Origin of the sequence: Leucobacter iarius (assembly GCF_039530105.1) — a bacterium.
Lineage (GTDB): Bacteria > Actinomycetota > Actinomycetes > Actinomycetales > Microbacteriaceae > Leucobacter > Leucobacter iarius.
Genome location: NZ_BAAAOB010000001.1, coordinates 1287676 through 1313257, shown reverse-complemented (window position 1 = coordinate 1313257; position 25582 = coordinate 1287676). Strand labels below are relative to the sequence as shown.

Here is a 25582-nt window from a genome sequence, read left to right as displayed (position 1 = left end):
TCCATGGCGAAACCGCGCAGACGACCCCGGGGCGACGCCCCGGGGTCGTCCGTTTCACGCCCCGCCGACTCCCGCGCGTCGACGCCCCGTCCCTCCGCCGCTCCGGGCGGACGGGTCGCGGCGGCCGGCTCCGTGCTGCCCGGCTGGGATGAGCTCGCGACGCCCGCCGGCCTCGAGCTGCTCGACCGCATCGACGCGTCCACCGCGTCCGGGCTCGACGCCGCCGCGATCGGACGCGGGCTGCGTGCCGAGGGGACCGATCCCGGACTGATCGCGGCGGCGCTGACCCAGCACGGCCTCCGCGTCCGCGCCGCGGCCAAGTTCGGATCGCGCCGCGCCGCACGCATGCTCTTCACCCCGGCGGGCCTCGAGCAGGCCTCCCGCTTCGCCGTCGCCGAGCGCCACGCGGCCCGGTTCCGGGCGGCGGGATCGACCCGGGTCGCCGATCTCGGCTGCGGGATCGGCACCGAGTCGCTCGCCGTGCTCGAAGCGGGCCTGGTGCCGCGCGCGGTGGAGCTCGATCCACTGACCGCGACGTTCGCCGCCCATAACCTCGCGATTGCCGGCGCCGACGACAGCGTGCGCGTCGGCGACGCCGAGGCGCTGAGCACGGCCGACGCCGACGCCGCGTTCCTCGATCCCGCCCGCCGCACCGCGGGGCATCGCGATACCCGACGGCTCGCCGGCCCCGACGACTACGCGCCCTCGCTCGGCTTCGCTTTCGGCCTCGCCGAACGAATGCCGACCGGCATCAAGCTCGGCCCCGGCTTCGACCGGGAACTCATCCCCGTCGATGCCGAAGCCCAGTGGGTCTCGGTCGGCGGGCAGCTCGTCGAGATGGGGCTGTGGTTCGGGGCCGCCGCGCGTCCGGGCGTCCGGCGCTCGGCGCTCGTCCTGCGCGCCTCCGGGGATCCCGATCCGGAACCCGTCGCCGACGAGCTGCACGCCGATGCCGACGCCGACGACGCCGAGGTGCGCCCGCTCGGCGGGTTCCTCTACGAACCCGACGGGGCCGTGATCCGAGCCCGGCTCATCGGCCTGCTCGCCGAGCAGCTGCGGGCCGGCATGCTGAGCGACGGGATCGCCTACCTGACGGGCGACGCGCTCGTGCCGACGCCGTTCGCGACGGCGTTCCGCGTGCTCGAGACGCTGCCCGTCAAAGAAGCGGAGCTGCGGCGCGCGCTCGCGGAGCGCTCGATCGGCACCCTCGAGATCAAGAAGCGCGGGATCGATGTCGACCCCGCCGCGCTGCGCACCCGGCTCAAGCTCCGCGGGGCCGAACGGGCGACGCTCGTGCTCACCCGCGCGGCGGGCAAGCACACGGCGCTGCTCGTCGAGCGCTGCTGACGCCCGTGAAGCGCCGGGAGGCCCGGATCCTCACGGATCCGGGCCTCCCGCCGCACTGTCTGGACCCTACGGAGTGGTCGTGATGTCGACGCTGGAGCAATCGATCGTCTGCCCCGCGATCTCGACCGTCGCCGCGCCGTTGGCGCACTGCTCGGCCGCGTTGCCGACCGCACCGAGTGCGAGCAGCGCCACGATCACGATGACCACGCCGGCGACCAGGCCGAGGATACCGACGATGAGGCCGGTGAGGCTGAAGCCCTTGGGCTGCTTCTTCACCATCGCGACGATGCTGAGCACGATACCCACGAACGCGAGCGGGATCCCGAGGAACGGGAGGAAGCACAGCACCAGGCCCACGATCGAGAGCACCATGCCGGTGATCGCGAGGCCCTTCTTCGGCGCGGTATCGGTCGTGTAGGGCTGCGCTGCGCCGTAGCTCGGCACGCCCGGAGCCGCGGGGGCGGCGGGCGGGATCGGCGCCGCGACCGGCGGTACCGCGGCGGCGGGTGCGGCCGGGGGCACCGGAGGCGCGACCGGGGCGGCGGGCTCCGCAGGCGGAACCGGCGCCGCTGCGGGCGTGGGCTCGGCCTGGTCGTTCGGCTGAGCCGGATCGTTCGGCAGGTTGTCGGACATGATGCTCCTTGAGGCTCGAATCGGTCGGACGGCGTCTCACGCGGTCTCCCCGTGCCGCCGAGCCCCGAAGGCCCCCGCGCCGTTGGCACCACGATACCGCTTCGTCCGGCGCTCCGGACAGGAAAATCGTCGCCCGCGCGGCGGATCTCCGCTCAGCCGGCGACGGCCACCTGCACCTCGGTGACGGGCAGCGTCGAATCCGCACCGAAGTCGAGGGTCGAGGGCGCGTGCCCTGCCGCGACCAGCTGGGCCCCGAGCGAGGCGATCATGGCGCCGTTGTCGGTGCAGAGCGACAGGGGCGGCACGCGCAGGATCACGCCGGCGGCCTCCGCGCGCTCGGCGGCGAGCGCACGGACGCGCGCGTTCGCCGCGACGCCGCCGCCCAGCAGCAGCCGGGGAACCCCGAGGTCCCGGCAGGCGGCGATCGCCTTCGCGGTGAGCACGTCGGCGACGGCCTCGCGGAAGCTCGCGGCGACGTCGGCGACCGGCACCTCGTCGCCCGCATCGCGCGTGCGCTCCACCCAGCGCGCGACCGAGGTCTTGAGTCCCGAGAAGGAGAAGTCGTACCGGTGGCGCTCGAGGTCGGCGGGCTTGGTCAGTCCGCGCGGGAACCGGATCGCGTTCGGGTCGCCCTCGGCCGCCACGCGGTCGATGTGCGGGCCGCCCGGGTAGGGCAGGCCGAGCAGGCGGGCGACCTTGTCGAAGGCTTCGCCCGCGGCGTCGTCGATGGTCTCGCCCAACAGCTCGACCTCGCCGACGAGGTCGCGGACCAGCAGGAGGGACGTGTGGCCGCCCGAGACCAGCAGCGCGACGGTCGGCAGTTCGAGCGCCCCGATCTCTCCGCCACCCACGGGTCGCAGCCCGTCGCCCTGCAGCAGATCGGCTCCGACATGGCCGACGAGGTGGTTGACCGCGTAGAGCGGTTTGCCGAGCGCGAGGGCGAGGGACTTCGCCGCGGCGACCCCGACCATGAGCGCGCCGGCGAGGCCGGGGCCGCTCGTCACGGCGATGGCGTCGAGCTCGTCGAGCGAGATGCCGGCCTCGGCGACCGCGCGCTCGATGGTCGGGCCGATCGCCTCGACGTGCGCACGCGCGGCGACCTCGGGCACGACGCCGCCGAATCGGGCGTGCTCGTCCATGGAGGAGGCCACGGCGTTGGCGAGCAGCGTGCGCCCGCGCACGATGCCCACGCCGGTCTCGTCGCAGCTCGTCTCGATACCGAGCACCAGGGGTTCGGCCCCCGCTGCGATCGCTGCCGTTCCTTCGGCGCTCATCCGCGCGCTCCTTCGCTCAGTTCCAGCCGCATGACGATCGCGTCGACGCCCTCGGGCTGGTAGTACTTCGGTCGGACGCCGATCTCGGCGAATCCGAGGTCGGCGTAGAGCCGCTGCGCGACCGGGTTGTCCGCGCGCACCTCGAGGAACACCTCGCGCACGCCGCGCCGGACCGCTTCTGCGAGGAGCTCGCGCATGAGCGCGCGCCCGTGGCCGCCGCCGCGGGCCTCGGGCACCACGGCGATCGTCTGGATGTCGCCCTCCGAGCCGACCGTCAGGAGCCCCGCGTACCCGCGGATCGCGTCGGTCGCGGGGTCCACGAGCGCGATGTAGTGGCGGTGGTCGGCCGTCAGCTCCTCGCGCATCATCTCGCGGCTCCAGGCCTCCCCCGCGAAGACGTCGGCCTCGATGCGCCAGATGGCGTCGAGATCGGCCTCCGTGGTCGGGCGCAGGATCATGCGGAGACCCGCTTCTGCGCTCCCGGCTGCTTGATGTCCGGCTCGCGCAGGTAGAGGGGCCGTTCGGATTCGAAGGGGCGCCCGGCGGCGAGCCGCAGCGCGGCCAGGCGGATCAGCGCCCCGCCGGGGATCCGCTCCGGCCAGACCTCGTGGGGCGCCTCGGCGTACTCCGCGCGGGCGACGAGGTGCGGGTCCACGGAGCGCACCGGGAGCTCGGCCCAGTCGAGCCCCGAGTACTCGGTCACGAACAGCTCGCGGCGGCGCGCGTCCTGCACCACGCGGACCCCGGCCGCGGCTCCCCGGGAGAGCACCTCGAACGCGACCGCCTCGTGCCCGTGCAGCGGGAGCAGCGGGACGCCGCGGCCGACCGCGAAGGCGCGCGCGGCCGCGATCCCGACCCGCAGGCCCGTGAACGGGCCCGGGCCGATGCCGCAGACGACGCCCGCGATCCGGGACGGGTCGACGCCGCTCTCGTCGAGCACGCGCTCGAGCAGCGGGCCGACGATCTCGGCGTGCCGCATGGGGTCGTCGCTCACCGCTTCGAACACGCGGTCGCCGACGCCCAGCGCGACGCTCGTGCCGAGCGAGGTGTCGATCGCGAGCAGCGCCCGCTCTCGCGATCCGGGGATTCCGACTGCGCCGTTCACCAGGCCGCCTCCGTCTGCCAGCGCGGTCCGACCGCGGTGATGGTCACTGTGCGGGGTTCCACGAGCGTCTCGGACCAGTCGGGATCGTCGGCACCGTCGCCGGCCCGCCCCTCGGGACGCTCGATCACGACGTCCAGCCAGGAGTCGCGCTCGGCGTGCAGGCCCGCACCCCACTCGGCGACGACGACCGAGCGCTCGAAGTCGAGGTCCAGGTCGTCGAGCTCCTCGGCGTCGGCCAGCCGGTAGGCGTCGACGTGCACGAGCGGCGGCCCGTCGACGAGCGACGGATGCGTCCGCGCGAGCACGAAGGTCGGGCTGGTCACCGGCCCGCGCACGCCGAGCCCCTCGCCGATCCCGCGGGTCAGCGTGGTCTTGCCGGCGCCGAGCGGGCCGGTCAGGATCAGCAGATCGCCCGCGCGCAGCCGCTCCCCCAGGTTCACACCCAGCGCGTGCATCGCGTCGGGATCGACGATCTCGAATCGTCGCGACGCCGCTTCGGGTCCCGCGGCGCTCACGCGTCGCTCCGCACAGGCTCCGCGATCGCCTCGTCGGGTTCGACCGCATCCGGAGCCAGCGGTTCCTCGACCGGCACCCGGAGCACGCGGGGTCCGATGCCGACGATGATCTCGTAGTTGATGGTGCGCATGAGCCCGGCCCAGATCTCGACCGGCGGCGCGCCCCGCTCGGGATCGCCGAACAGCACCACGGGCTCGCCGAGCTCGAGCCGCCCCGCGAGCGGGCCGACATCGACGATGAACTGATCCATGCCGATGCGGCCGACGATCGGGCGGTGCTCGCCCGCGACGGTCACCCAGGCCCCCGAGCCGTTCAGCGCCCGGGGCATGCCGTCCGCGTAGCCCATCGGTACGAGCGCGAGGGTCGTGGCCGTCTCGCACACGTGGTTGTAGCCGTAGGAGACGCCCGTGCCCGCGGGCACGCCGCGCAGCGCGACGATCTCGGACTTCAGCGTCATCGCCGGAACGAGCCCGAGCTGGGCGGAGGTCTTGTCGGCGAGCGGACTCAGCCCGTAGGCGGCGACGCCGATCCGCACGGTGTCGTAGTGCAGGTGCGGCGACGACAGCGTGGCCGCGCTCGCGGCGAGGTGGCGCATCTCGGGCTCGACCCCGTGCGCGGCGAGCAGCGCGATCGCCTCGTCGAAGTTCGCGGCCTGGGCGCGGTCGGCATCGGCGCCGGCGTTCGCGAGGTGGCTGAAGATGCCCCGGACCGAGATCGTGCCTTCGGCGACCAGTTCGGCGGCGCGGGCGAACACGACGTCCCAGTCGCTCGGCTGGATCCCGTTGCGGCTCAGCCCCGTGTCGACCTTCAGCTGCACCGTCGCCTGCAGCCCGGCGGCGCGGGCCGCCTCGGCGATGGCGTCGAGCTGGGCCAGGTTGTTCACACCGAGCTCGATGCGGTGCTCGATGGCCGCGCCGAAGTCGGTGCGGGGACCGTGCAGCCAGCACAGGAGCGGGACCTCGACGCCGGCCTCGCGCAGCCGCAGCGACTCCTCCAGGTCGGCGGTCGCGAGCATGGTCGCCCCGCCGTCCATGGCGGCCTGGGCGATGATCGCCGCGCCGTGGCCGTACCCGTCGGCCTTCACGACGACGATCACCTGACCGCCGCTGAGCTCCTTGATGCGCCGCACGTTGTGCCGCACCGCGGGCAGGGAGATCTCGGCGATCCGCATTCCGCCTGTTCTCATGGCTTACGCTCCGTCCTGCTCGGCTTCTGCTTCGAGGCTACTGCCCGGCCCTGCGGCATCGCCGGTCTCGAGCACGACGAATGCGGTGGCCATGCCGCCGTCGTGCGTCATCGAGACGTGGGGCATGCCCGCTCCGCGCGCGCCGAGCACCCGGACGAGCGCGGCCGTCGGCGCGAACCCGGGCACACGGTCTTCGCCGCGCACGATCGCGAGATCCTGCCAGCTGAGTCCGGCGTCGCCGCCGAGGGCCTTGATCAGCGCCTCCTTGGCCGCGAACCGCGCGGCCAAGGAGTGGAGCGGCAGCGCGCGTTCAGGCTCCGCGAAGAGCCGCGCCAGCAGCCGCGGAGTGCGCTCGATCTGCCGCTCGAAACGACCGATATCGACCGTGTCGACGCCGATCCCGATGATCACTACTCGACCGTCACCGACTTCGCGAGGTTGCGCGGCTGGTCGACGTCGAGGCCCTTGGCCGTCGACAGCTCAAGCGCGAACCACTGCAGCGGGATGACCTGCAGCAGCGGCTCGAAGAGCGTGTCGGTGAGCGGGATCCGGATCACGTCGTCGGCGTAGGGCAGCACCGAGGTGTCGCCCTTCTCGACGATCGCGATGACGCGGGCGCCGCGCGCCCGGATCTCCTGGATGTTCGAGACGACCTTCGAGTGCATGACGGGGGCCGTGCGCGGGCTCGGCACGAGCACGAACACCGGCTGGCCGTGGTCGATGAGGGCGATCGGGCCGTGCTTGAGCTCGCCTGCGGCGAAGCCCTCGGCGTGGATGTACGCGATCTCCTTGAGCTTCAGCGCGCCCTCGAGCGCCGTCGGGTACCCGACGTGGCGGCCGAGGAACAGCACCGAGCGGGTATCGGCCATCCAGTGCGCGAGCTGCGCGATCTGCTCGTGGGTGTCGACGGCCTCGGCGACCTGCGCCGGCAGCGCGTCGAGCGCGGCGACCGCGCTCGCCTGCGCGTCGGCGGCGAGCGTGCCGCGCACGCGTCCGAGGTGCAGACCGATGAGGTACAGCGCGGTGATCTGCGCGACGAAGGCCTTGGTCGACGCGACCGCGACCTCCGGGCCCGCGTGCGTGTAGACCGCCGCGTCGGACTCCCGGGGGATCGTCGCGCTCTGCGTGTTGCAGACCGAGACGGTGGTGACGCCGCGCTCGATGGCGTACTTCACGGCCATCAGGGTGTCCATGGTCTCGCCCGACTGGCTCACCGAGATGAGCAGCGTGCCGTCGGTGAGGATCGGGTCGCGGTAGCGGAACTCGTGGCTGAGCTGCACCTCGACGGGGATCCGGGCCCACTGCTCGATCGCGTAGGCGCCGATCATGCCCGCGTAGGAGGCGGTGCCGCACGCGATGATGATGATGCGGTCGATCTCGCGCAGTCGATCGTCGCCGAGCTCGGTGAGCTCGGGGATCTCGACGGCGCCGTCGACCACGCGTCCGCGGATCGTGTTGCCGACCGCGTCGGGCTGCTCGGTGATCTCCTTCGCCATGAACGACGACCAGCCGCCCTTGTCGGCGGCCTCGGCGTCCCAGGCGACCTCGTACTCCTCGAACTCGACGGGCGCGCCCGAGAAATCGGTGATGCGCACCCCCTCGGGAGTGATGATCGCGATGTTGTCCTCGTCGACCGCGACCGCGCGGCGGGTCGAGCTGACGAAGGCCGCGACGTCGGAACCGAGGAAGTTCTCGCCGTCGCCGAGGCCGACCACCAGCGGGGAGTTGTGGCGCGCGGACACGACGACGCCCGGCTGATCCTGGTGCATGGCGAGCAGGGTGAAGGTGCCGTGCAGGCGTCCGACCACCGCGCGGAACGCGGTCTCGAGGTCGGCGTCGCCCGCCTCGCGGCCCTTCGCGATCTCGTGCCCGAGCAGGGCGGCGACGACCTCGGTGTCGGTCTCGCTGAGCAGTTCGATGCCCGCGGCCTCGAGCTCGGCGCGGAGCTCGGCGAAGTTCTCGATGATCCCGTTGTGGATCAGGGCGAGCTTGCCGCCGTCGCCCAGGTGCGGGTGCGCGTTCACGTCGGTCGGGCCGCCGTGGGTCGCCCAGCGGGTGTGCCCGATGCCGGTGCCGGCCGCGGCCAGCGGATCGAGTTCGAGGAGTTCCTCGAGGCGGGCGAGCTTGCCCGAGCGCTTGCGCACCGCGACCGCGCCCTCAGCGTCGACGACGGCGACTCCGGCCGAGTCGTATCCGCGGTATTCGAGACGGCGCAGGCCGTTCAGCAGCACCTCAACGGTGTCGTTAGGGCCGACATATCCGACGATTCCACACATGCGCATCAGTTTAGTGGCACCATGAGTGAACGATGACCGAGTTCAGCAGCGACACCCAGGCCCTGATCCGTCCCGACTTCTCCTCCCCGTTCATCGAGATCGGGCGAGAGGAATGGGCGCGCCTCGCGGGCGAGACCCCCATGCCGCTCACCGAAGCGGAGATCGAGGCGTTCCGCGGCCTCGGCGAGCTGCTCGACCTCCGGGAGGTCTCCGAGGTCTACCGCCCGCTCAGCCGGCTCCTCAACGAGTACGCGCAGGGCGTGCGCGAGGTGCACCGCCGCACGCGCGGCTTCCTGCACCGCGAGCAGGACCGCCCCTCCCCCTTCGTGCTCGGCATCGCCGGCTCCGTCGCCGTCGGCAAGTCGACCGTGGCGAGGATCCTGCGCGATCTGCTCGCCCGCTGGCCCGAGACCCCGCAGGTGCAGCTCGTCACGACCGACGGGTTCCTCTACCCGAACGCAGAGCTGGAGCGCCGCGGGATCTCGCACCGCAAGGGCTTCCCCGAGTCCTACGACCGCCGCGCGCTCATGCGCTTCGTGTCGCAGGTGAAGGCCGGCATGCCCGAGGTCCGCGTGCCCCACTACAGCCACCTGATCTACGACATCGTGCCCGACGAGTACACGATCGTGCGCAACCCCGACATCCTCATCGTCGAGGGGCTCAACGTGCTGCAGCCCCCGTCGAACGAGCGCCCGCTCGCGGTGTCCGACCTCTTCGACTTCTCGATCTACGTCGACGCGCGCACCTCCGACATCGAGCGCTGGTACCAGGATCGATTCCTGAAGCTCAAGGACGGCGCGTTCGCCGACCCGAGCTCCTACTTCCGGCGCTTCGCCGGGCTCGACGAGGAGCAGGCCCGCGCGCTCGCGCACGAGTTCTGGAAGGGCATCAACGAGCCCAACCTGGTCGAGAACATCCGGCCCACGCGCGCTCGCGCCTCGCTCGTGCTCCGCAAGGAGGCCGACCACCGCGTGCAGAAGGTGCTGCTCCGCAAGCTCTGACGTCCGAGCGGCATCCGATGCGCCGGGATCCGCCTCGCCGGGCGCGCGACCAGGATCCGCCGAAGCGGGTGTTCTACACTTCCGGGCATGACTGCTCTCCGGCGTTCCCGTCGTGCCGCGGTCGCGACCCTCGCCGCGGCCCTCGTCCTCGCGGGCGCCCTCCCCGCGGTCGCGAACACCGGCGACGGGACCGCGGACGGCTATCCCACCTGGGACGAGGTCAACGCCGCCCGCGCATCCCAGAGCGCGAAGCAGGCGGAGTACGCGAAGCTGCAGCAGGCGCTGCAGCGCGCCCAGTCGGGCGCGGCCACCACCTCCGCGAAGGCCGTGGCGGCGTTCCGCACCGCGCAGCGCGCGGATCAGGATCTCGCGGACGCCACCGCGCGCGAGAAGCAGCTCCAGAGCCGGCTCGAGGCCGACCGGACCCGGCTGCAGAGCGACAGCGAGAGCCTCGGACGCGTGGTCTCCTGGATGTACCGCGACGGCACCGGCCTCGCCAGCACCAGCCAGCTGATCACCGCCAAGGACCCCGCGGAGTTCATGTCGAAGCTCGACACCGCCCAGCAGGTGGCGGGCACCTGGAACACGCTCTCCGAGCGCGCCGCGGCGGCGGTGAACACCGAGCAGAACCTGAAGGATCAGGCGACGTCGGCCAAGAAGGAGCGCGCTCGGCTCGCTGCGGAAGCGGATCGGGCGTCGACCGCGGCGTCCGCCGCGCAGCAACGTGCCGACGCCGCGGTCGACACGGCCAGCCGCAGCAGCAGCACCGTGTACGCGCAGCTCGCCTCGCTGCGCGGCACCACCGCGAAGGTCGAGGAGCGCTACCAGCTCGGGCTCCAGGTCGCCGAGCAGCAGCGCGAGGAGGAGGCTCGGCGGCAGCAGCAGGAACAGAACGGCGGTGGCAACGGCGGCGGGAACGGCGGTGGAGGCAACGTCAACATCGGCGGCGGAGTCACCGTGGATCCCGCGGGGGCGCAGGCCTACGCGCGATCCGTCCTGCCCTCGTACGGCTGGGGCGGCGAGCAGTTCTCCTGCCTGGTCTCGCTGTGGAACGGCGAGTCCGACTGGCGTGCGGACGCGCTGAATCCGTCGAGCGGCGCCTACGGGATCCCTCAGGCGCTGCCCGCCGAGAAGATGGCCGCGGCCGGGGCCGACTGGCGCACCAACGGCGCGACCCAGGTCAACTGGGGCCTCGCCTACATCTCGGCCAGCTACGGCAGCCCGTGCAACGCCTGGAACACCTGGCAGTCGCGGAGCCCGCACTGGTACTGAGCCGCGAAGCGGCCGAGCATCAGTCGGTCTCGTCGCCCCTGCGCCGACGCGCCGCGATGATCATCGCGGCGCCGAGCACTCCGCACAGCGGGCGGTAGAAGCGCCGATCCAGCTCGCGGAAGCGCTTACCCGCGGGCGGCAGCCCCAGCACCGCGAGCGCCGCGTCGCCTCCGAACGCGGCCCGCGCCAGCAGCACCGCGCCGCCCGTGCGCCGCACCGCGACCGCGACTCCGCTCTCGCCCAGCGCACCGCCGGCGATCGCGCCCCCGACGAGCGCCGTCGCGCCGACGACCGCGGTGGCCGTCGGCTCGGGCAGCGCCGCAGCGTTGCCGACGACCGACTCGGCGAGGCGCTTGCGGTTCTTCGCGGGCCAGGGGGATCCGGAGGCCCAGGCGAGGTGGAGGGCGCCGACCGCGGTCAGTCCCGTCCAGGCGATGAGTCGTGCGAATCCCTTGAGAGCGCTCATGCCACCACCCTATCCCCCGTCCAGAAACGCAGGAGGGCCCGGCTTCCGCCGGGCCCTCCTGTCGGGGTGATGCGCGCGCATCGGTTCGGGATCGATCAGACCGCGAGGCGTTCCTTCACGACCGCTGCGAGATCGTCGGCGAGCTGCTGCGCCTGATCCACGTGCTCGGCCTCGACCATCACACGGACGACGGGCTCGGTGCCGGACGGGCGGAGCAGCACTCGGCCCTTGGCGCCCAGCACCATCTCGGCCTGCCGTACGGCCTGCTCGAGCACGGCGTCGCCGTGCACGCCCGTGCGATCGACGCCGCGCACGTTGACGAGCACCTGGGGGTACACGGTCATGCACTTCGCGAGTTCGGAGAGCGGCTTCCCGGTGCGCGCGATCTCGGCCGCGATGTGCAGACCGGTGAGGATCCCGTCGCCGGTCGTCGCGTGCTCGCTCATGATCACGTGCCCGGACTGCTCGCCTCCCAGCGAATAGCCGTGCGCATTGATCGCCTCGAGCACGTAGCGGTCGCCGACACCGGTCTCGATCACGTCGATGCCGTTGTCGGACATCGCGAGCTTGAGCCCCAGGTTCGACATGACCGTCGCGACGAGCGTGTTCTGCTCGAGCTTGCCCCGGCCCGCCATCGAGAGCGCGAGGATCGCCATGATCCGGTCGCCGTCGACGACCGCGCCGTCGGCATCGACCGCGAGGCAGCGATCGGCGTCGCCGTCGTGGGCGATGCCGAGATCGGCGCCCGTCGAGCGCACCGTCTCGATGAGCTGCTCGAGGTGGGTCGAGCCGATCCCGTCGTTGATGTTGAACCCGTCGGGATCGTTGCCGATCACCGTGACCTTCGCCCCCGCATCCGAGAAGACCTCGGGTGAGATGCCGGCCGCGGCGCCGTGCGCGCAGTCGAGCACGACGTGCAGTCCGTCGAGACGGACGCCCTCGAGCGTGCCGAGTAGGTGGACCACGTAGCGATCCTCCGCGTCGGCGAAGCGCCGGATGCGCCCGACCTCACGGCCGGTGGTGCCGGCGTGGGGACGCTGCATCGCTGCCTCGATCTCGTCCTCGATCTCGTCGGCGAGCTTGCGCCCGCCCGCGGCGAAGAACTTGATCCCGTTGTCGGGCGCGGGGTTGTGCGATGCCGAGACCATGACGCCGAAGTCGGCGCCGGTGTCGGCCACGAGGTACGCCGCAGCGGGCGTCGGGATGACTCCCGCGTCGAGCACGTCGACACCGGCCGATGCGAGGCCGGCGGCGACGGCCGCCGCGATGAACTCCCCGGAGACCCGGGGGTCTCGCGCCACGATGGCCGTGGCGCGACGACTCTCGGTGCGCGCATCGCGCCCGAGAACAAAGGCTGCAGACTGAGCGAGGCCCAGGGCCAGCTCGGCGGTCACATCGACCCCGGCCAGACCCCGGACCCCGTCCGTGCCAAACAGGCGACCCATTTCGGGACCTTCGGCGATTAACGCTTCGAGTACTGGGGAGCCTTGCGGGCCTTCTTGAGACCGGCCTTCTTGCGCTCCTTGATTCGGGCGTCGCGGCTCAGGAAGCCGGCCTTCTTCAGGGTCGGGCGGTTGTGCTCGGCATCGATCTCGTTGAGCGCGCGAGCGATCGCGAGACGCAGCGCGCCGGCCTGGCCCGAGGGGCCGCCGCCGACGATGCGGGCGATCACGTCGTACGAGCCGTTCAGCTCGAGCGCGGTGAACGGATCGGTGATCAGCTGCTGGTGCAGCTTGTTCGGGAAGTACTCGGCGAGGTCGCGACCGTTGACGGTCATGGTGCCGGTGCCGGGAACGAGGCGCACGCGGGCGATGGCCTGCTTGCGGCGGCCGACGGCTGCACCGGGAACGGTGAGCGCCGGGCGCGGGGTGGAGGCGACGGCCTGCGAGGCCGGCGTCTCGGTGGTGTAGCTCTCGGGGGCCACGGTCTGCTCTGCAGTGGTCACAGTGTGATGTCCTTCTCTAAAACTCTGGTCCGCGACTACTGCGCGACCTGGCCGATGGTGTAGGCGGTCGGCTGCTGGGCCGCGTGCGGGTGCTCGGCACCTGCGTAGACCTTCAGCTTGCGGAACTGGTCGCGGCCGAGCGAGTTCTTCGGGAGCATGCCGCGGATCGCCTTCTCGACGGCGCGCTCCGGGTTCTTCTCGAGCAGCTCGGTGTAGCTGACCGAACGGAGGCCGCCCGGGTAGCCCGAGTGGCGGTAGGCGCGCTTCTGAGCGGCCTTGTTCGCGGTCAGGACGACCTTGTCGGCGTTGATGATGATCACGTGATCGCCCATGTCCATGTGGGGGGCGAAGGTGGTCTTGTGCTTGCCGCGGAGCAGAGCTGCGGCGTGCGAAGCGAGGCGGCCGAGGACCACGTCGGTGGCGTCGATGACGAGCCAGTCGTGCTTCTGCTCAGCTGCCTTCGGCGAGTAAGTGCGAGTCACTGTCGTGCTGCTTTCTGTCGAAATGGAGGTGTTCGTGGATCCCGCTCCGGACGGTTCGCGGCGTGCCGCGAGCCGGAAATGGAGGGCTCACATTCGGGCACGCACTGCAGGCAGCGCGCACCAAGGGTCTACTTTAGCACAGGCCTTCGCTTCGAGCGGCTCGGATCAGTCGAGGGCGTCCCGCTTCGCACGCGTCTGCTCGGCCCGCTCCGCGAGCAGACCGGCCTCGGGGTACGCGATCTCCTCGAGCGAGAGGCCGTGCGCCGGCATCACCGTGAACCGGCTCGACCGCTCCCGCGCGTCCCTGAGGCGCACGAGCTCGGCCAGGTCCATGCGCCCGTGCCCGACCGCGACCACCGCTCCGACCAGCGCGCGCACCATCGAGTGGCAGAACGCGTCCGCCTCGATCCGGGCGGCGTAAGCGCCGTCCTCGGTCTCGCGCCACTCGAACGAGAGCAGATCGCGCACGGCGGTCGCTCCCTCCCGCGCCTTGCAGAAGGTCGTGAAGTCGTTCAGTCCGAGCAACTCGTCGGCCGCCATCTGCATCGCCGCGAGGTCCAGCTCCCTGGGGATCTCGGCCGTGTACCGCGCGCTCAGCGGATCGCGCCGGGCGTTCGCGCCGCGCACCCGGTACTCGTAGCGCCTGCGCAGCGCCGAGAATCGCGCATCGAACCCGTCGGGCGCTTCGTGCACCGAGTGCACCACCAGATCCGGTGCGCTCCGACGCAGCACGCCGTTGACCTTGCGGGTGCGCAGCCGCGAGTCCCCGCCCCACTTCGCGACCCCGGCGGCATCGACGTCGAGGTGCGCCACCTGCCCGCGCGCGTGCACGCCCGCGTCGGTGCGGCCGCCGACCGTGAGGCGCACCGCGGCGGGATCGACGTGCAGCAGCACCGCGATCGCGGACTCCAGCTCGGCCTGCGCGGTACGCAGTCCCGGCTGGGTCGCCCAGCCGTGGAAGTCGGTGCCGTCGTAGGCGAGGTCGAGACGCAAACGCATGCTCCGATCCTGCCAGACGGATCCCGCCGCGACCGCGCGCGGACGGCTGTCGGCGCCCTCGCGTAGACTGAGGGCGACTTCGTCGGGCGGCATCGGTTCGCCCGTCAGCTCGGTATCGATGACTGCACCGCCCACTGCCTCCGTTTCCGCGCGCCCCGGCGCGCGGGTCGGCGCTCCCCGCTCCAGCGGCTGGTTCGGCGGCCTCGACGGACTCCGGGCGCTCGCGGTGACGCTGGTCGTCGTCTACCACCTGTTCCCCGGTGCACTGCCCGGCGGGTTCATCGGCGTCGACGTCTTCTTCGCCATCAGCGGCTTCCTCATCACCTCGCTGCTGCTGCGCGAGGCGGATCGCAGCGGGACGATCCGCCTGGGCCGCTTCTGGCGCAGGCGCGCCAGAAGGCTACTCCCGGCGCTCGGCGCCACCCTGCTCATCTGCACCGCCGCGGCCCTCGCGGTCGGGCGCGACGCGCTCGTGGGCATCGGCGGGCAGCTCCTGGGCGCTGCGTTCTTCGTCAGCAACTGGGTCTACACGGCGACCGGGGTCGACTACTTCGCGAAGGACGCCCCGGAGCTGTTCCGCAACACCTGGTCGCTCTCGATCGAGGAGCAGTTCTACGTCGTCCTCCCCCTCCTGCTGCTCCTGCTGCTCCGTCGGGCGAAGCGCAGCACCGCGGTCGTGCTGCTGTTCGCCCTCGGGATCGCCTCCGCGATCTGGATGGCCGTCCTCGCACTCGGCGGAGCACCGCCCACGCGCGTCTACTTCGGTTCCGACACCCACGTCTTCGGTCTGCTGCTCGGCGCCGCGCTCGCGCTGCGGATGTACCGGCCCGAACAGCTCGGCGTCGTCGCGAGCGTCCCCGATCGACCCGCCCAGCTCCGCCTGCTCGCCATCTCGGGAGGCGGGCTCGCGGTGCTGCTCTGGCTCGCCTGCGTGCTGCGCGAGGGCTCGGTCGAGAGCTTCGCGGGCGGCATCCAGCTCGCCACAGCGGCCTCGCTCGCGGTGATCGCCGCAGTCACCCGCCCCGGCGCCTGGCTCGGCCGGGCGCTCGACGTCGCCCCGCTGCGCTGGATCGGCGCGCGCTCGTACGGCATCTACCTTTGGCATTGGCCGGTCTGGGTGCTGGGCGCCGAGCTGATGGGCCCGGAGGGCCGAACGGGCGCCGGAGCCTGGACGCTCGGCATCGGCGTCCTGCTCATCACGATCGCCTGCGCGACGCTCTCGTACCGCTACCTGGAACTCCCGATACGGGCGCTCGGCCTGCGCCGCTCCCTCGGCCTGCTGCTCCGCCCCGCCCAGGGCACCCCGCGCCGACGAAGGATCGCGTCCGCCGTGCTCGTGCTGCTGCTCCTGACCGTGCCCGCCGTCACGATCGCGGTCGCCACCGCCCCGAGCCGCAGCAGCTCCGCGGAAGCGATCCTGCGCGGGCAGGAGGCCCTGCGGAAGAAGCAGGCGACTCCCCCGCCCACAGCGGCCGCATCGGCGAAACCGGCCGGCGGCGACATCACGGCCGTCGGCGACTCGGTCATGCTCGCCAGCTCGCCCGAGCTCGAGACGCGGTACCCGGGGATCTCGATCGACGCGGAGGTGTCGCGCGGGCTCGGCGCCGGTCTCGGCATCGTCGAGGACCTCGCGAAGCGCGGCCAGCTACGACACGTGCTCGTCATCGGTCTCGGCACCAACGGCCCCGTGCTCGATGACGATCTCGCGCGGCTGCGGACCGTCGCCGGTACCCGCCAGCTCGTACTGGTCAACGCGCACGCCGACCGGGACTGGATCCCCGGCGTGAACGCGGACCTGCAGAAGTTCGCCGCACAGCACCGCGGGGTCGTCGTCGCCGACTGGAACGCCGCGATCACCCCGCGACCGGAACTGCTGGCCGGCGACGGGATCCACCCGGAACCCGAGGGCGGTGCCCGCTACGCGGATGCCGTGTCGAAGGCCGTCGTCGCGCTGCAGCAGCCCGACGAAGCGATCGGCTTCGGCGCACCGCGACGCTAGCGCCCGCTGCCGACACTCCGGGCGGTCCCCCGGCCGGTGCTCGGGCCGGTCCGCTCGACCACCGGCACCTCCGTTCGGCCGCCGGCCCGGCCGTTCGGCCGCCGGCGAGGCGAACCCCGGAAACGCGGAAGCGCCCCGCCGTGCGAACACGGCGGGGCGCTTCCGAGAAGCAGAGGGCCTTACTCGGCCTTCTCCTCGGCAGCCTCGGCGGCGGGCGCCTCGGCCTCGACCTCAGCGGCCTCGGTCTCGACGACCTCAGCAGCGGGCTCCTCGACCTTGGCAGCCTTCTTGGCGGCCTTCGGCTTCGGGTTGACAGGCTCGAGAACGAGCTCGATCACTGCGAGGGGAGCGTTGTCGCCCTTGCGGAAACCGGTCTTGATGATGCGGGTGTAGCCGCCCTCGCGGTTCTCGACCTGCGGCGCGATCTCGGTGAAGAGCTCGTGGACGACCGACTTGTCGAGGATCTGACGCATCACGCGACGGCGAGCGTGCAGGTCGCCGCGCTTCGCGAAGGTGACCAGGCGCTCGGCGACCGGCTGCAGGCGCTTGGCCTTGGTCTCGGTCGTCTGGATCCGCTTGTGCTCGAAGAGCTGCGAAGCGAGCTGGTTGAGCATCAGGCGCTCGTGGGTGGGTCCGCCTCCGAGGCGGCGGCCCTTGGTGGGCTTAGGCATTGGTTACTCCAGTGGAAAAATGAACGGTCGGGCGAACGCCGGCCGAATTAGTTGGCGTCGTCTTCGTAGCTGTAGAACTGTGCGCCGTCGAAACCGGGCACGGCGTCCTTCAGCGAGAGGCCCATCTCGGTGAGCTTGTCGCGCACCTCGAAGACGGACTTCTGACCGAAGTTGCGGATGTTCATGAGCTGCGCCTCGGAGAGGGCGACGAGCTCGCTGACGGTGTTGATCCCCTCGCGCTTGAGGCAGTTGTAGCTGCGCACCGAGAGATCGAGATCCTCGATCGGGATCGAGAGCTCCCCGTCGGAGACCGCGTCGACCGGCGCGGGGCCGATCTCGACGCCCTCGGCGGCGGTGTTGAGCTCGCGAGCCAGGCCGAACAGCTCCACCAGCGTCGAACCGGCGGACGCGATCGCGTCGCGCGGGCTGATCGCGGGCTTCGACTCGACGTCGACCACGAGGCGGTCGAAGTCGGTGCGCTCACCGGCACGAGTCGCCTCGACGCGGTAGGTCACCTTGAGCACGGGCGAGTAGATCGAGTCGACCGGAATACGGCCGACCTCGGCGTCCTCGTTGCGGTTCTGAGCCGCCGAGACGTAGCCGCGGCCACGCTCGATGGTCAGCTCGAGCTCGAACTGAGCCGTGTCGCTGAGCGTTGCGATGACGAGTTCGGGGTTGTGCACCTCGACACCGGCCGGAGCCGAGATGTCTGCAGCGGTCACCTCGCCGGCGCCCGTCTTGCGGAGGTACGCCGTGATCGGCTCGTCGTGCTCGCTCGAGACGACGAGATCCTTGATGTTGAGGATGATCTCGGTGACGTCCTCGGTCACGCCGGGGATCGTCGTGAACTCGTGTGCAACGCCCTCGAAGCGCACGCTGGTCACAGCGGCACCCGGGATCGAGGACAGCAGGGTGCGACGCAGCGAGTTACCGAGCGTGTAGCCGAAGCCCGGCTCCAGGGGCTCGATGACGAAACGCGAACGGAACTCGGAGATGGAATCTTCAGTCAGAGTGGGTCGCTGTGCAATCAGCACTGTGTGTGGTCCTTTCGCTGGAGTCCGCTATATGACTCATGCGGGATCTGGTCTGAGCCAGGGGGATGGGGTGCCGCCCGACGGGCGGCAGTCGCGCCGGCCGGAGCCGGCGCGACTGTCGACTCAGACGCGGCGACGCTTCGGCGGACGGCAGCCGTTGTGCGTCTGCGGGGTCACGTCGTTGATCGACCCGACCTCGAGACCGGCGGCCTGCAGCGAGCGGATCGCGGTCTCGCGACCCGAGCCCGGGCCCTTGACGAAGACGTCGACCTTCTTCATGCCGTGCTCCTGCGCCTTGCGGGCAGCGTTCTCGGCGGCGAGCTGTGCGGCGAAGGGCGTCGACTTGCGCGAGCCCTTGAAGCCGACGCCACCCGAGGAGGCCCAGCTGATCACGGCACCGGTGGTGTCGGTGATCGAGACGATCGTGTTGTTGAAGGTCGACTTGATGTGGGCCTGGCCCACGACGACGTTCTTCTTGTCCTTGCGACGCGGCTTACGTGCCGCGGACTTCGGTGCAGCCATTGACTGTTCTCCTGAAACCTATGTGTGTGGTCGCGCTGACCGGGATTACTTCTTCTTACCGGCGACGGTGCGCTTCGGGCCCTTGCGGGTACGAGCGTTCGTCTTGGTGCGCTGACCGTGCACGGGCAGGCCCTTGCGGTGGCGGAGGCCCTGGTAGCTGCCGATCTCGACCTTGCGGCGGATGTCGGCGGCGACCTCACGGCGGAGGTCGCCCTCAACCTTGTAGTTGCCCTCGATGTAGTCGCGGAGCAGGACGAGCTGATCGTCGCTGAGGTCCTTGACGCGGATGTTGCCATCGATGCCGGTGTCGGCGAGGGTCTTGAGCGCGCGGGTGCGGCCCACGCCGTAGATGTACGTGAGTGCGATCTCAACGCGCTTTTCGCGCGGGATGTCGACTCCTGCGAGACGTGCCATTCTGGCTCTCCTTGCGGATCGTGGAGGTGTGGTGCGCATCGGGGGTTCGGGCCTCCGACCCGAGGTGTCCCCCGCACCGCGACCGGCGTGCTGCCGACCGTCGTGCGGGATCTTCGATGCGCTTGTGGGTCCTCCTGCGAACCGGTTCGGTCGCAGGATTCGTATTCAGTTGCGTGTGATCGGGGTCCGGGACCCCGGAGCAGCCCTGCCGGGCGCCGGGACTAGCCCTGGCGCTGCTTGTGGCGGGGGTTCTCGCAGATCACCATGACGCGGCCGTGGCGACGGATCACGCGGCACTTGTCGCAGATCTTCTTGACGCTGGGCTTGACCTTCATGATGTTTCCTTTACGTGGTTCGCTGTCCTCGTGCTCGCGGGGTGCCGCGAGCCGTTACTTCGGAGCGATCCTCAGCGGTAGCGGTAGACGATCCGGCCGCGGGTCAGATCGTAGGGGGTCAGCTCAACGACCACGCGATCCTCGGGGAGGATGCGGATGTAGTGCTGACGCATCTTGCCCGAGATGTGGGCGAGAACCTTGTGCCCGTTGGTCAGCTCAACGCGGAACATCGCGTTGGGCAGAGCCTCGATCACCTGGCCCTCGATCTCGATGACGCCGTCTTTTTTGGCCATAGCCTCACTATCGCTTCGGTGGGTATTCACTCGTCTTGCGAATGCCGAACGCCCCTTCTCGTGCCCTCGAACGAGAACGCGAAATGGGGCGCAAGGCACCAAAGAGAAATCCTAACCGAACTCGCCCGGGATCACAAGCGAATCAGCGTGTCGGCTTGACGCCCGCCGGCCGACTACGGGATGGGGACGGGCGTCACGCCGAGCGGCTCGAGGCCGGCGGCTCCGCCGTCCTCGGCGGTGAGCACCCAGATGCCGCCCGGGTGCACGGCGACGGAGTGCTCCCACTGCGCGCTGAGCGATCCGTCGGCGATGGTCACGGTCCAGTCGTCATCCTGCACGACGGTGTCGATGCCGCCGGCTGAGATGATCGGTTCGATCGCGACGACGAGTCCGGGACGGACCTCGGGCCCCTTGCGGGACACCGGCACGTTGAAGACCGGCGGGTCCTCGTGCATGCGGCGTCCGATGCCGTGGCCGATGTAGTCCTCGAGCACGCCGTAGTCGCTGTGCTTGCGCACGTAGCTCGAGACGGCCTCGCCGATCTCGTTCACGTGCTTCGCGCTGGCGAGCCGGGCGATACCGCGCCACATGGCCTGCTCGGTCACGTGGCTCAGCTTCTCGATCTCGGCCGTGTGATCGGGCCGCGTCGGATCGGGCAGCGCGACCGTGATGGCCGCGTCGCTGTTCCAGCCGCCCAGAACGGCGCCCACGTCGAGGGAGACGATGTCGCCGGGCTCGAGCGCGTGATCGGTCGGGATGCCGTGCACCACGTGCTCGTTCAGGTTCGCGCAGATCGTGTGCCGGTAGCCGGGCTCCAGCATGAAGTTGGGCGCTCCCCCGAGCGAGCGGATCGCGTCCTCGGCGATCGCGTCGAGCTCGAGCAGCGTGATCCCGGGCCGCACTGCCTCGCGCATCGCCCGCAGCGCAGCCGCACCGGCAAGGCCGGGCTCGCGCATCAGGCGCAGCTGCGCGGGCGACTTGTAGATCGAACGGCGCAGGATCCCACGACTCACTTGACGGCGCTCAGCTTCCCGTCGAGAGCATCGGCGATGCGCGAGGAGACCTCGTCGATACCGCCGAGACCGTCGACCGAGACGAGGATACCTCGGGCCGAGAAGAGCTCGATGAGCGGAGCCGTCTGGGCCGCGTAGACCTCCTGGCGGTGCCGGATGACCTCTTCGGTGTCGTCTGCGCGTCCCTCGACGGCTGCACGCTTGAGCAGGCGGGCGACGACCTCTTCGGTGTCGGCCTCGAGGAGCACGACGGCGTCGAGCGACGCGCCCTGCGCGTCGAGCACGGCGTCGAGCGCGTGCACCTGGTCGACCGTGCGCGGGTAGCCGTCGAGCAGGAACCCGTTCGCCGCGTCGCTCTGGCCGAGCCGATCCGCGACGATCTCGTTGGTGAGCTCGTCGGGCACCAGCTCGCCGGCCTCGATGATGGCCTGGACGCGCTTGCCGAGCTCCGTGCCGCCCTTGATGTTCGCGCGGAAGATGTCTCCGGTCGAGATCGCGGGAACGCCGTAGCGCTCCACGATCCGCTGCGCCTGCGTGCCCTTGCCCGCCCCGGGGGGTCCGACGATGAGCAGTCGGGCGATGCGGTGGGATTCGGTCACTTGAGGAGCCCTTCGTAGTGCCGCTGCTGCAGCTGAGCGTCGATCTGCTTGACGGTCTCAAGGCCGACGCCGACGATGATGAGGATCGAGGATCCGCCGAACGGGAAGTTCTGGTTCGCGCCGAAGAACGACAGCGCGATGAGCGGGATCAGTGCGATGAGGCCGATGTAGAGCGAGCCTGCGCTGGTGATGCGGTTCAGCACGTAGTTCAGGTACTCGGCGGTCGGACGGCCCGCGCGGATGCCCGGGATGAAGCCGCCGTACTTCTTCATGTTGTCCGCGACCTCCTCCGGGTTGAAGGTGATCTGCACGTAGAAGAACGTGAAGCCGATCACGAGGAGGAAGAAGACCAGCATGTAGAGCGGCTGATCGCCCTGCACGAGGTTGTTCGAGATCCAGACGACCCAGGGCTTCGGCTCTTCGCCGATGCCGGGCTGGTTGAACTGCGCGATGAGCATCGGCAGGTACAGGATCGCCGAGGCGAAGATGACCGGGATCACGCCCGCCATGTTCACCTTGATCGGGATGTAGGTGCTCGAGCCGCCGTAGGTGCGGCGCCCGACGACGCGCTTGGCGTACTGCACCGGGATGCGGCGCTGCGACTGCTCGACGAACACGACCGCGGCGACCACGACGAGGCCGACGCCGAGCACCAGGAAGAAGACCTCCCAGCCCTTGGCCTGCTTGATGGCCCAGAGCGAGTTCGGGAACTGCGCCGCGATGGAGGTGAAGATGAGGAGCGACATGCCGTTGCCGATGCCGCGCTCGGTGATGAGCTCGCCGAACCACATGATGAGGCCGGTGCCGGCGGTCAGGGTCAGGATCATGATGAGCACGGCCCACCACTCCTGCGAGACGAGGTTCTGGCAGGCCTGGTTCGCGGACGCGCCGAACAGCAGACCCGAGCGCGCGACGGTGACGAGCGTGGTCGACTGCAGGATCGCCAGGGCGATGGTCAGGTAGCGCGTGTACTGGGTGAGCTTGGCCTGGCCGGCCTGGCCCTCCTTGTGCAGCGCCTCGAAGTGCGGGATGACGACGCGGAGCAGCTGCGTGATGATCGACGCCGTGATGTACGGCATGATGCCCAGCGCGAAGATCGACAGCTGCAGCAGCGCACCGCCGCTAAACATGTTGATCATCTCGTAGAGCCCCGAGGTGCCCTGGTTTGCCGCGAGGCAGGCCTGGACGTTGCTGTAGCTCACGAAGGGTGCCGGCACGAAGGAGCCGACGCGGAACAGGGCGACGATGGCGAGCGTGAAGAGAATCTTCCGCCGCAGATCGGGCGTCCGGAAGATCCGGCCGATGGCACTGAACAAAACCTTGCCTCCTGAGGGCGTCGTCGAGGGCTTCGCCGTCACGACGAGAACCGATACTCCAGCCTACACGTGACGTGCAAGTCGGGAAAATACGAACGGGGGCGGAAGGCTTCGACTGCGTCGAAGTCCCCCGCCCCCGGGCGCTGTGCCGACCCGAAGGTCGACGGACTTACTTGATCTCGCCGCCGGCGGCGACGATCTTCTGCTCAGCGGAGCCGGAGACCTTGTCGACCGAAACGGTGAGCTTCACCTGGATGTCGCCGTCGCCCAGGACCTTGACCGGCTGGTTCTTGCGAACCGCGCCCTTGGCCACGAGATCCTCGACGGTAACCTCGCCACCCTTCGGGTAGAGCTCTGCGAGCTTCGCGAGGTTGACGACCTGGTACTCGGTGCGGAACGGGTTCTTGAACCCGCGCAGCTTCGGGGTGCGCATGTGCAGCGGCATCTGCCCGCCCTCGAAGCCGACCTTCACCTGGTAGCGGGCCTTGGTGCCCTTGGTGCCGCGACCAGCGGTCTTACCCTTGGACGCCTCACCACGACCCACGCGGGTCTTGGCCTTCTTGGAACCGGCTGCCGGGCGCAGGTGGTGCGCCTTGAGCACGTCGCCGCGCTCTTCGTTCTTCTCGGTCATGCGTCGATCTCCTCAACCTCGACCAGGTGAGCGACCGCGCGGATGTAGCCACGGTTGGCCTGGGTGTCCTCACGAACGACCGACTGGCCGATCTTGCGGAGACCGAGGCTGCGCAGCGTATCGCGCTGGTTCTGCTTCTCGCTGATAACGGACTTCGTCTGCGTAATCTTCAGGCTCTTCGCCATTACGCACCTGCCTTCGCCTTGGCGGCAGCGTCGGCCGCGGCCTTCGCCTCGGCGCGCACGATGCGGGCCGGAGCGACGCGGTCGAAGTCGAGACCGCGGCGAGCTGCGACGGAGCGGGGCTCCTCGAGCTGCTGCAGCGCCTCGACGGTCGCGTGCACGATGTTCAGGGTGTTCGACGAACCGAGCGACTTGCTCAGCACATCGTGGATGCCGGCGCACTCGAGCACGGCGCGGACGGGGCCACCAGCGATAACACCGGTACCGGCAGCAGCCGGGCGGAGCAGCACGACGCCGGCAGCGGCCTCGCCCTGCACCGGGTGCGGGATGGTGTTGCCGACGCGGGGCACGCGGAAGAAGTTCTTCTTGGCCTCCTCGACACCCTTGGAGATGGCGAGGGGCACCTCCTTCGCCTTGCCGTAGCCGACACCGACGGTGCCGTTGCCATCGCCCACCACGACGAGCGCGGTGAAGCTGAAGCGACGGCCGCCCTTGACGACCTTCGAAACGCGGTTGATGGTGACGACGCGCTCGAGGAACTGGCTCTCGTTGCGGTCGCGGCCGCCGCGCTCGCCACGGGTGCCGCGGTCGCGGCTCCCCCGGCGCTGCTCGCGGGGCTCGTTGCGGTGATCGGTGGCCGGGGCCTCAGCAGTCTGAGTCTCAGCCTGCGCCTCTGCGGACACTTCCTGCTCCTTCGTTTCGTTGCTCACAGCGTCAGACCTGCCTCACGGGCGCCGTCAGCGATAGCTGCGACACGGCCTGCGTACTTGCTGCCGCCACGGTCGAAGACGACTGCCTCGACACCGGCGCTCTTCGCGCGCTCGGCGACGAGCTCGCCGACGCGGCGAGCCTTGGCGGTCTTGTCGCCCTCGAACGAGCGGAGGTCCGCCTCCATCGTCGACGCCGAAGCCACGGTGTGGCCCTTCGAGTCGTCGACGATCTGGACGAACACGTGACGCGACGAGCGGGTCACGACGAGACGGGGGCGAACCTCCGTGCCGACGATCTTCTTGCGCAGGCGGGTGTGGCGGCGGATGCGCGCAGCCGAACGGCCCTTGGCCCGGGAAATACTAGCGGCCATGGTTACTTACCAGCCTTTCCAGCCTTGCGACGGACGTTCTCGCCCGCGTAGCGGATGCCCTTGCCCTTGTAGGGCTCCGGCTTCTTCAGCTTGCGGATGTTCGCAGCGGCCTCGCCGACCGCCTGCTTCGAGATCCCGCTCACGGTGATCTTGGTGTTGCCCTCGACGGAGAGCGTGATGCCCGCGGGGGCGTCAACGTTGACCGGGTGCGAGAAGCCGAGCGCCAGCTCGAGGCCGGTGCCCTTCTGCTGCACGCGGTAACCGGTGCCGACGACCTCGAGCTGCTTCGAGTAGCCCTCGGTCACACCGATGATGTCGTTGTTGATGAGCGTGCGGGTCAGGCCGTGGAGCGCACGCGAGTCGCGCTCGTCGTCGGGCCGGGTCACCAGCACCTGGCCGTCCTCCAGCGCAACGCGGATGGGCTCGGCGACGACGAGCGTCAGCTCGCCCTTCGGGCCCTTGACCGTGACCGACTGGCCGTCGATCGAGACGTTGACGCTGCCGGGGACAGCAATGGGAAGCTTTCCAATACGTGACATGTCGGAATTACCACACGTAGGCGAGAACTTCTCCGCCCACGCCCTTCTGCTCGGCCTCGCGGTCCGTGAGGAGCCCCGAGGAGGTGGACAGGATCGCGATGCCGAGGCCGCCGAGCACGCTCGGGATCTCGGTGGAGCGCGCGTACACCCGGAGGCCGGGCTTGGAGACGCGCTTGATGCCCTCGATGGAGCGCTCGCGGTTGGTGCCGTACTTCAGCGACAGGGTCAGGGTGGTGCCGACGCGGGCGTCCTCGACCTTCCAATCCGCGATGTAGCCCTCGCGCTTGAGGATCTCCGCGATCCGCTCCTTCAGCTTCGAGCCGGGGAGCGACACGTCGTCATGGTGCGCAGAGTTTGCGTTGCGCAGCCGGGTCAGCATATCTGCGACCGGATCAGTCATCGTCATAAGTGACTCTTCTTTCTCGCCTGGTATCGCGCAGCCGGACACGGC

32 protein-coding genes are annotated in these 25582 nt (G+C 70.4%); 4 read left to right on the top strand and 28 right to left on the bottom strand.

Translation table 11 applies throughout. From position 1 onward, the window contains the following. Nucleotides 1-3: 3 nt before the first annotated feature. Nucleotides 4-1347 carry a class I SAM-dependent methyltransferase gene (locus ABD169_RS05805; RefSeq protein ID WP_344030426.1) on the top strand — a complete coding sequence of 448 codons (1344 nt, stop codon included), beginning with the start codon at nucleotides 4-6 and terminating at the stop codon, nucleotides 1345-1347. Between the two features lie 66 nt (nucleotides 1348-1413). Here ABD169_RS05805 and ABD169_RS05800 read toward each other — a convergent pair whose 3' ends face one another. From ABD169_RS05800 to glmS, 8 genes are all read right to left on the bottom strand, one after another. Beyond that, nucleotides 1414-1980 (bottom strand): DUF4190 domain-containing protein, encoded by a 567-nt coding sequence (locus ABD169_RS05800; RefSeq protein WP_336653209.1) that lies wholly within the window; start codon nucleotides 1978-1980, stop codon nucleotides 1414-1416. 152 nt (nucleotides 1981-2132) lie between these two features. Beyond that, entirely contained in the window at nucleotides 2133-3254 is a 1122-nt protein-coding gene (gene tsaD / locus ABD169_RS05795; protein ID WP_344030422.1) for a tRNA (adenosine(37)-N6)-threonylcarbamoyltransferase complex transferase subunit TsaD, read from the bottom strand. Next, nucleotides 3251-3712, bottom strand: a complete 462-nt coding sequence (gene rimI, locus ABD169_RS05790; protein ID WP_344030420.1) for a ribosomal protein S18-alanine N-acetyltransferase — start codon at nucleotides 3710-3712, stop codon at nucleotides 3251-3253. The genes tsaD and rimI overlap by 4 nt, the downstream gene beginning before the upstream one ends. Further along, complete coding sequence (gene tsaB, locus ABD169_RS05785) at nucleotides 3709-4359, bottom strand: tRNA (adenosine(37)-N6)-threonylcarbamoyltransferase complex dimerization subunit type 1 TsaB (RefSeq protein ID WP_231580751.1); 651 nt, start codon at nucleotides 4357-4359, stop codon at nucleotides 3709-3711. Before tsaB ends, rimI begins: the two co-directional genes overlap by 4 nt. Continuing rightward, nucleotides 4356-4814, bottom strand: a complete 459-nt coding sequence (gene tsaE, locus ABD169_RS05780) for a tRNA (adenosine(37)-N6)-threonylcarbamoyltransferase complex ATPase subunit type 1 TsaE (protein WP_046453807.1) — start codon at nucleotides 4812-4814, stop codon at nucleotides 4356-4358. The genes tsaB and tsaE overlap by 4 nt, the downstream gene beginning before the upstream one ends. Before the next feature lie 56 nt (nucleotides 4815-4870). After that, nucleotides 4871-6061 carry an alanine racemase gene (gene alr / locus ABD169_RS05775; protein ID WP_344030414.1) on the bottom strand — a complete coding sequence of 397 codons (1191 nt, stop codon included), beginning with the start codon at nucleotides 6059-6061 and terminating at the stop codon, nucleotides 4871-4873. A gap of 3 nt (nucleotides 6062-6064) precedes the next feature. Beyond that, nucleotides 6065-6472, bottom strand: a complete 408-nt coding sequence (locus ABD169_RS05770; protein WP_344030411.1) for a holo-ACP synthase — start codon at nucleotides 6470-6472, stop codon at nucleotides 6065-6067. Next, nucleotides 6472-8337 (bottom strand): glutamine--fructose-6-phosphate transaminase (isomerizing), encoded by a 1866-nt coding sequence (glmS, locus tag ABD169_RS05765; protein WP_344030408.1) that lies wholly within the window; start codon nucleotides 8335-8337, stop codon nucleotides 6472-6474. Before glmS ends, ABD169_RS05770 begins: the two co-directional genes overlap by 1 nt. A 32-nt stretch (nucleotides 8338-8369) precedes the next feature. Here glmS and coaA point away from each other — a divergent pair, with 32 nt between their 5' ends. Together coaA and ABD169_RS05755 are read left to right on the top strand one after the other, a co-directional pair. Further along, nucleotides 8370-9338 carry a type I pantothenate kinase gene (coaA, locus tag ABD169_RS05760; RefSeq protein ID WP_344030405.1) on the top strand — a complete coding sequence of 323 codons (969 nt, stop codon included), beginning with the start codon at nucleotides 8370-8372 and terminating at the stop codon, nucleotides 9336-9338. A gap of 87 nt (nucleotides 9339-9425) precedes the next feature. Beyond that, nucleotides 9426-10610 (top strand): coiled-coil domain-containing protein, encoded by a 1185-nt coding sequence (locus ABD169_RS05755; protein ID WP_344030402.1) that lies wholly within the window; start codon nucleotides 9426-9428, stop codon nucleotides 10608-10610. 19 nt (nucleotides 10611-10629) lie between these two features. On the opposite strand, the gene ABD169_RS05750 is transcribed toward ABD169_RS05755, so the two are convergent. The 5 genes from ABD169_RS05750 to ABD169_RS05730 all read right to left on the bottom strand — a co-directional run bounded on the left by ABD169_RS05750 (nucleotide 10630) and on the right by ABD169_RS05730 (nucleotide 14502). Further along, entirely contained in the window at nucleotides 10630-11076 is a 447-nt protein-coding gene (locus tag ABD169_RS05750) for a DUF3995 domain-containing protein (protein ID WP_344030399.1), read from the bottom strand. A 95-nt stretch (nucleotides 11077-11171) separates the two neighbouring features. Further along, nucleotides 11172-12521: a phosphoglucosamine mutase gene (gene glmM, locus ABD169_RS05745; protein WP_046456215.1), complete on the bottom strand. Its 1350-nt coding sequence runs from the start codon at nucleotides 12519-12521 to the stop codon at nucleotides 11172-11174. A 17-nt stretch (nucleotides 12522-12538) separates the two neighbouring features. Continuing rightward, nucleotides 12539-13021 (bottom strand): 30S ribosomal protein S9, encoded by a 483-nt coding sequence (gene rpsI / locus ABD169_RS05740; RefSeq protein WP_046456214.1) that lies wholly within the window; start codon nucleotides 13019-13021, stop codon nucleotides 12539-12541. A gap of 35 nt (nucleotides 13022-13056) precedes the next feature. Beyond that, nucleotides 13057-13503, bottom strand: a complete 447-nt coding sequence (rplM, locus tag ABD169_RS05735) for a 50S ribosomal protein L13 (RefSeq protein WP_046456213.1) — start codon at nucleotides 13501-13503, stop codon at nucleotides 13057-13059. 165 nt (nucleotides 13504-13668) lie between these two features. Then, nucleotides 13669-14502 (bottom strand): tRNA pseudouridine synthase A, encoded by an 834-nt coding sequence (locus tag ABD169_RS05730; protein ID WP_344031646.1) that lies wholly within the window; start codon nucleotides 14500-14502, stop codon nucleotides 13669-13671. Between the two features lie 118 nt (nucleotides 14503-14620). On the opposite strand from ABD169_RS05730, the gene ABD169_RS05725 reads away from it, so the two are divergent. Beyond that, a complete protein-coding gene (locus ABD169_RS05725) occupies nucleotides 14621-16501 on the top strand; it encodes an acyltransferase family protein (protein WP_344030392.1) in 1881 nt (626 codons plus the stop codon). A gap of 179 nt (nucleotides 16502-16680) precedes the next feature. On the opposite strand, the gene rplQ is transcribed toward ABD169_RS05725, so the two are convergent. The 15 genes from rplQ to rpsH all read right to left on the bottom strand — a co-directional run bounded on the left by rplQ (nucleotide 16681) and on the right by rpsH (nucleotide 25537). Continuing rightward, the gene (gene rplQ / locus ABD169_RS05720) at nucleotides 16681-17172 is read right to left on the bottom strand and encodes a 50S ribosomal protein L17 (protein ID WP_046456211.1); all 492 of its coding nucleotides are present in this window, start codon (nucleotides 17170-17172) and stop codon (nucleotides 16681-16683) included. Between the two features lie 47 nt (nucleotides 17173-17219). Then, the gene (locus ABD169_RS05715; protein ID WP_046456210.1) at nucleotides 17220-18206 is read right to left on the bottom strand and encodes a DNA-directed RNA polymerase subunit alpha; all 987 of its coding nucleotides are present in this window, start codon (nucleotides 18204-18206) and stop codon (nucleotides 17220-17222) included. Nucleotides 18207-18329: 123 nt separating this feature from the next. Beyond that, the gene (rpsK, locus tag ABD169_RS05710) at nucleotides 18330-18728 is read right to left on the bottom strand and encodes a 30S ribosomal protein S11 (protein ID WP_046456209.1); all 399 of its coding nucleotides are present in this window, start codon (nucleotides 18726-18728) and stop codon (nucleotides 18330-18332) included. 45 nt (nucleotides 18729-18773) lie between these two features. Further along, a complete protein-coding gene (gene rpsM, locus ABD169_RS05705) occupies nucleotides 18774-19142 on the bottom strand; it encodes a 30S ribosomal protein S13 (RefSeq protein ID WP_046456208.1) in 369 nt (122 codons plus the stop codon). A 221-nt stretch (nucleotides 19143-19363) separates the two neighbouring features. Next, complete coding sequence (rpmJ, locus tag ABD169_RS05700) at nucleotides 19364-19477, bottom strand: 50S ribosomal protein L36 (protein ID WP_003998809.1); 114 nt, start codon at nucleotides 19475-19477, stop codon at nucleotides 19364-19366. Nucleotides 19478-19548: 71 nt separating this feature from the next. Then, nucleotides 19549-19770 (bottom strand): translation initiation factor IF-1, encoded by a 222-nt coding sequence (gene infA, locus ABD169_RS05695; protein ID WP_046456207.1) that lies wholly within the window; start codon nucleotides 19768-19770, stop codon nucleotides 19549-19551. Between the two features lie 173 nt (nucleotides 19771-19943). Then, nucleotides 19944-20783, bottom strand: a complete 840-nt coding sequence (gene map, locus ABD169_RS05690) for a type I methionyl aminopeptidase (protein WP_255350866.1) — start codon at nucleotides 20781-20783, stop codon at nucleotides 19944-19946. Further along, the gene (locus tag ABD169_RS05685) at nucleotides 20780-21382 is read right to left on the bottom strand and encodes an adenylate kinase (RefSeq protein WP_344030383.1); all 603 of its coding nucleotides are present in this window, start codon (nucleotides 21380-21382) and stop codon (nucleotides 20780-20782) included. The genes map and ABD169_RS05685 overlap by 4 nt, the downstream gene beginning before the upstream one ends. Next, nucleotides 21379-22698, bottom strand: a complete 1320-nt coding sequence (gene secY / locus ABD169_RS05680; protein ID WP_046456205.1) for a preprotein translocase subunit SecY — start codon at nucleotides 22696-22698, stop codon at nucleotides 21379-21381. The genes ABD169_RS05685 and secY overlap by 4 nt, the downstream gene beginning before the upstream one ends. 169 nt (nucleotides 22699-22867) lie before the next feature. Further along, nucleotides 22868-23329 (bottom strand): 50S ribosomal protein L15, encoded by a 462-nt coding sequence (gene rplO, locus ABD169_RS05675; RefSeq protein ID WP_046456204.1) that lies wholly within the window; start codon nucleotides 23327-23329, stop codon nucleotides 22868-22870. Beyond that, complete coding sequence (gene rpmD, locus ABD169_RS05670) at nucleotides 23326-23514, bottom strand: 50S ribosomal protein L30 (protein WP_046456203.1); 189 nt, start codon at nucleotides 23512-23514, stop codon at nucleotides 23326-23328. Before rpmD ends, rplO begins: the two co-directional genes overlap by 4 nt. Beyond that, nucleotides 23514-24221 (bottom strand): 30S ribosomal protein S5, encoded by a 708-nt coding sequence (gene rpsE, locus ABD169_RS05665; RefSeq protein ID WP_046456202.1) that lies wholly within the window; start codon nucleotides 24219-24221, stop codon nucleotides 23514-23516. The genes rpmD and rpsE overlap by 1 nt, the downstream gene beginning before the upstream one ends. Continuing rightward, entirely contained in the window at nucleotides 24218-24592 is a 375-nt protein-coding gene (rplR, locus tag ABD169_RS05660) for a 50S ribosomal protein L18 (RefSeq protein WP_046456201.1), read from the bottom strand. The genes rpsE and rplR overlap by 4 nt, the downstream gene beginning before the upstream one ends. 2 nt (nucleotides 24593-24594) lie before the next feature. Then, on the bottom strand, nucleotides 24595-25131 hold the full coding sequence (gene rplF / locus ABD169_RS05655; RefSeq protein WP_046456200.1) for a 50S ribosomal protein L6: 537 nt from the start codon (nucleotides 25129-25131) through the stop codon (nucleotides 24595-24597). A gap of 7 nt (nucleotides 25132-25138) precedes the next feature. Next, entirely contained in the window at nucleotides 25139-25537 is a 399-nt protein-coding gene (rpsH, locus tag ABD169_RS05650; protein ID WP_046456199.1) for a 30S ribosomal protein S8, read from the bottom strand. Nucleotides 25538-25582 lie beyond the last annotated feature (45 nt).

Bases quoted from the DNA above. Each gene is read 5' to 3' on its own strand.
- tsaD (WP_344030422.1), bottom strand. From the start codon at position 3,254: ATGAGCGCCGAAGGAACGGCAGCGATCGCAGCGGGGGCCGAACCCCTG.
- rplO (WP_046456204.1), bottom strand. From the start codon at position 23,329: ATGACCGAGAAGAACGAAGAGCGCGGCGACGTGCTCAAGGCGCACCAC.
- rpmJ (WP_003998809.1), bottom strand. From the start codon at position 19,477: ATGAAGGTCAAGCCCAGCGTCAAGAAGATCTGCGACAAGTGCCGCGTG.
- ABD169_RS05805 (WP_344030426.1), top strand. From the start codon at position 4: ATGGCGAAACCGCGCAGACGACCCCGGGGCGACGCCCCGGGGTCGTCC.
- ABD169_RS05725 (WP_344030392.1), top strand. From the start codon at position 14,621: ATGACTGCACCGCCCACTGCCTCCGTTTCCGCGCGCCCCGGCGCGCGG.
- rimI (WP_344030420.1), bottom strand. From the start codon at position 3,712: ATGATCCTGCGCCCGACCACGGAGGCCGATCTCGACGCCATCTGGCGC.
- infA (WP_046456207.1), bottom strand. From the start codon at position 19,770: ATGGCCAAAAAAGACGGCGTCATCGAGATCGAGGGCCAGGTGATCGAG.
- tsaE (WP_046453807.1), bottom strand. From the start codon at position 4,814: ATGCACGCGCTGGGTGTGAACCTGGGGGAGCGGCTGCGCGCGGGCGAT.
- rpmD (WP_046456203.1), bottom strand. From the start codon at position 23,514: ATGGCGAAGAGCCTGAAGATTACGCAGACGAAGTCCGTTATCAGCGAG.
- rpsK (WP_046456209.1), bottom strand. From the start codon at position 18,728: ATGGCTGCACCGAAGTCCGCGGCACGTAAGCCGCGTCGCAAGGACAAG.
- coaA (WP_344030405.1), top strand. From the start codon at position 8,370: ATGACCGAGTTCAGCAGCGACACCCAGGCCCTGATCCGTCCCGACTTC.
- rpsM (WP_046456208.1), bottom strand. From the start codon at position 19,142: ATGGCACGTCTCGCAGGAGTCGACATCCCGCGCGAAAAGCGCGTTGAG.
- ABD169_RS05750 (WP_344030399.1), bottom strand. From the start codon at position 11,076: ATGAGCGCTCTCAAGGGATTCGCACGACTCATCGCCTGGACGGGACTG.
- glmM (WP_046456215.1), bottom strand. From the start codon at position 12,521: ATGGGTCGCCTGTTTGGCACGGACGGGGTCCGGGGTCTGGCCGGGGTC.
- ABD169_RS05800 (WP_336653209.1), bottom strand. From the start codon at position 1,980: ATGTCCGACAACCTGCCGAACGATCCGGCTCAGCCGAACGACCAGGCC.
- rplF (WP_046456200.1), bottom strand. From the start codon at position 25,131: ATGTCACGTATTGGAAAGCTTCCCATTGCTGTCCCCGGCAGCGTCAAC.
- glmS (WP_344030408.1), bottom strand. From the start codon at position 8,337: ATGTGTGGAATCGTCGGATATGTCGGCCCTAACGACACCGTTGAGGTG.
- rpsH (WP_046456199.1), bottom strand. From the start codon at position 25,537: ATGACGATGACTGATCCGGTCGCAGATATGCTGACCCGGCTGCGCAAC.
- rplR (WP_046456201.1), bottom strand. From the start codon at position 24,592: ATGGCCGCTAGTATTTCCCGGGCCAAGGGCCGTTCGGCTGCGCGCATC.
- alr (WP_344030414.1), bottom strand. From the start codon at position 6,061: ATGAGAACAGGCGGAATGCGGATCGCCGAGATCTCCCTGCCCGCGGTG.
- ABD169_RS05755 (WP_344030402.1), top strand. From the start codon at position 9,426: ATGACTGCTCTCCGGCGTTCCCGTCGTGCCGCGGTCGCGACCCTCGCC.
- ABD169_RS05730 (WP_344031646.1), bottom strand. From the start codon at position 14,502: ATGCGTTTGCGTCTCGACCTCGCCTACGACGGCACCGACTTCCACGGC.
- rplQ (WP_046456211.1), bottom strand. From the start codon at position 17,172: ATGCCTAAGCCCACCAAGGGCCGCCGCCTCGGAGGCGGACCCACCCAC.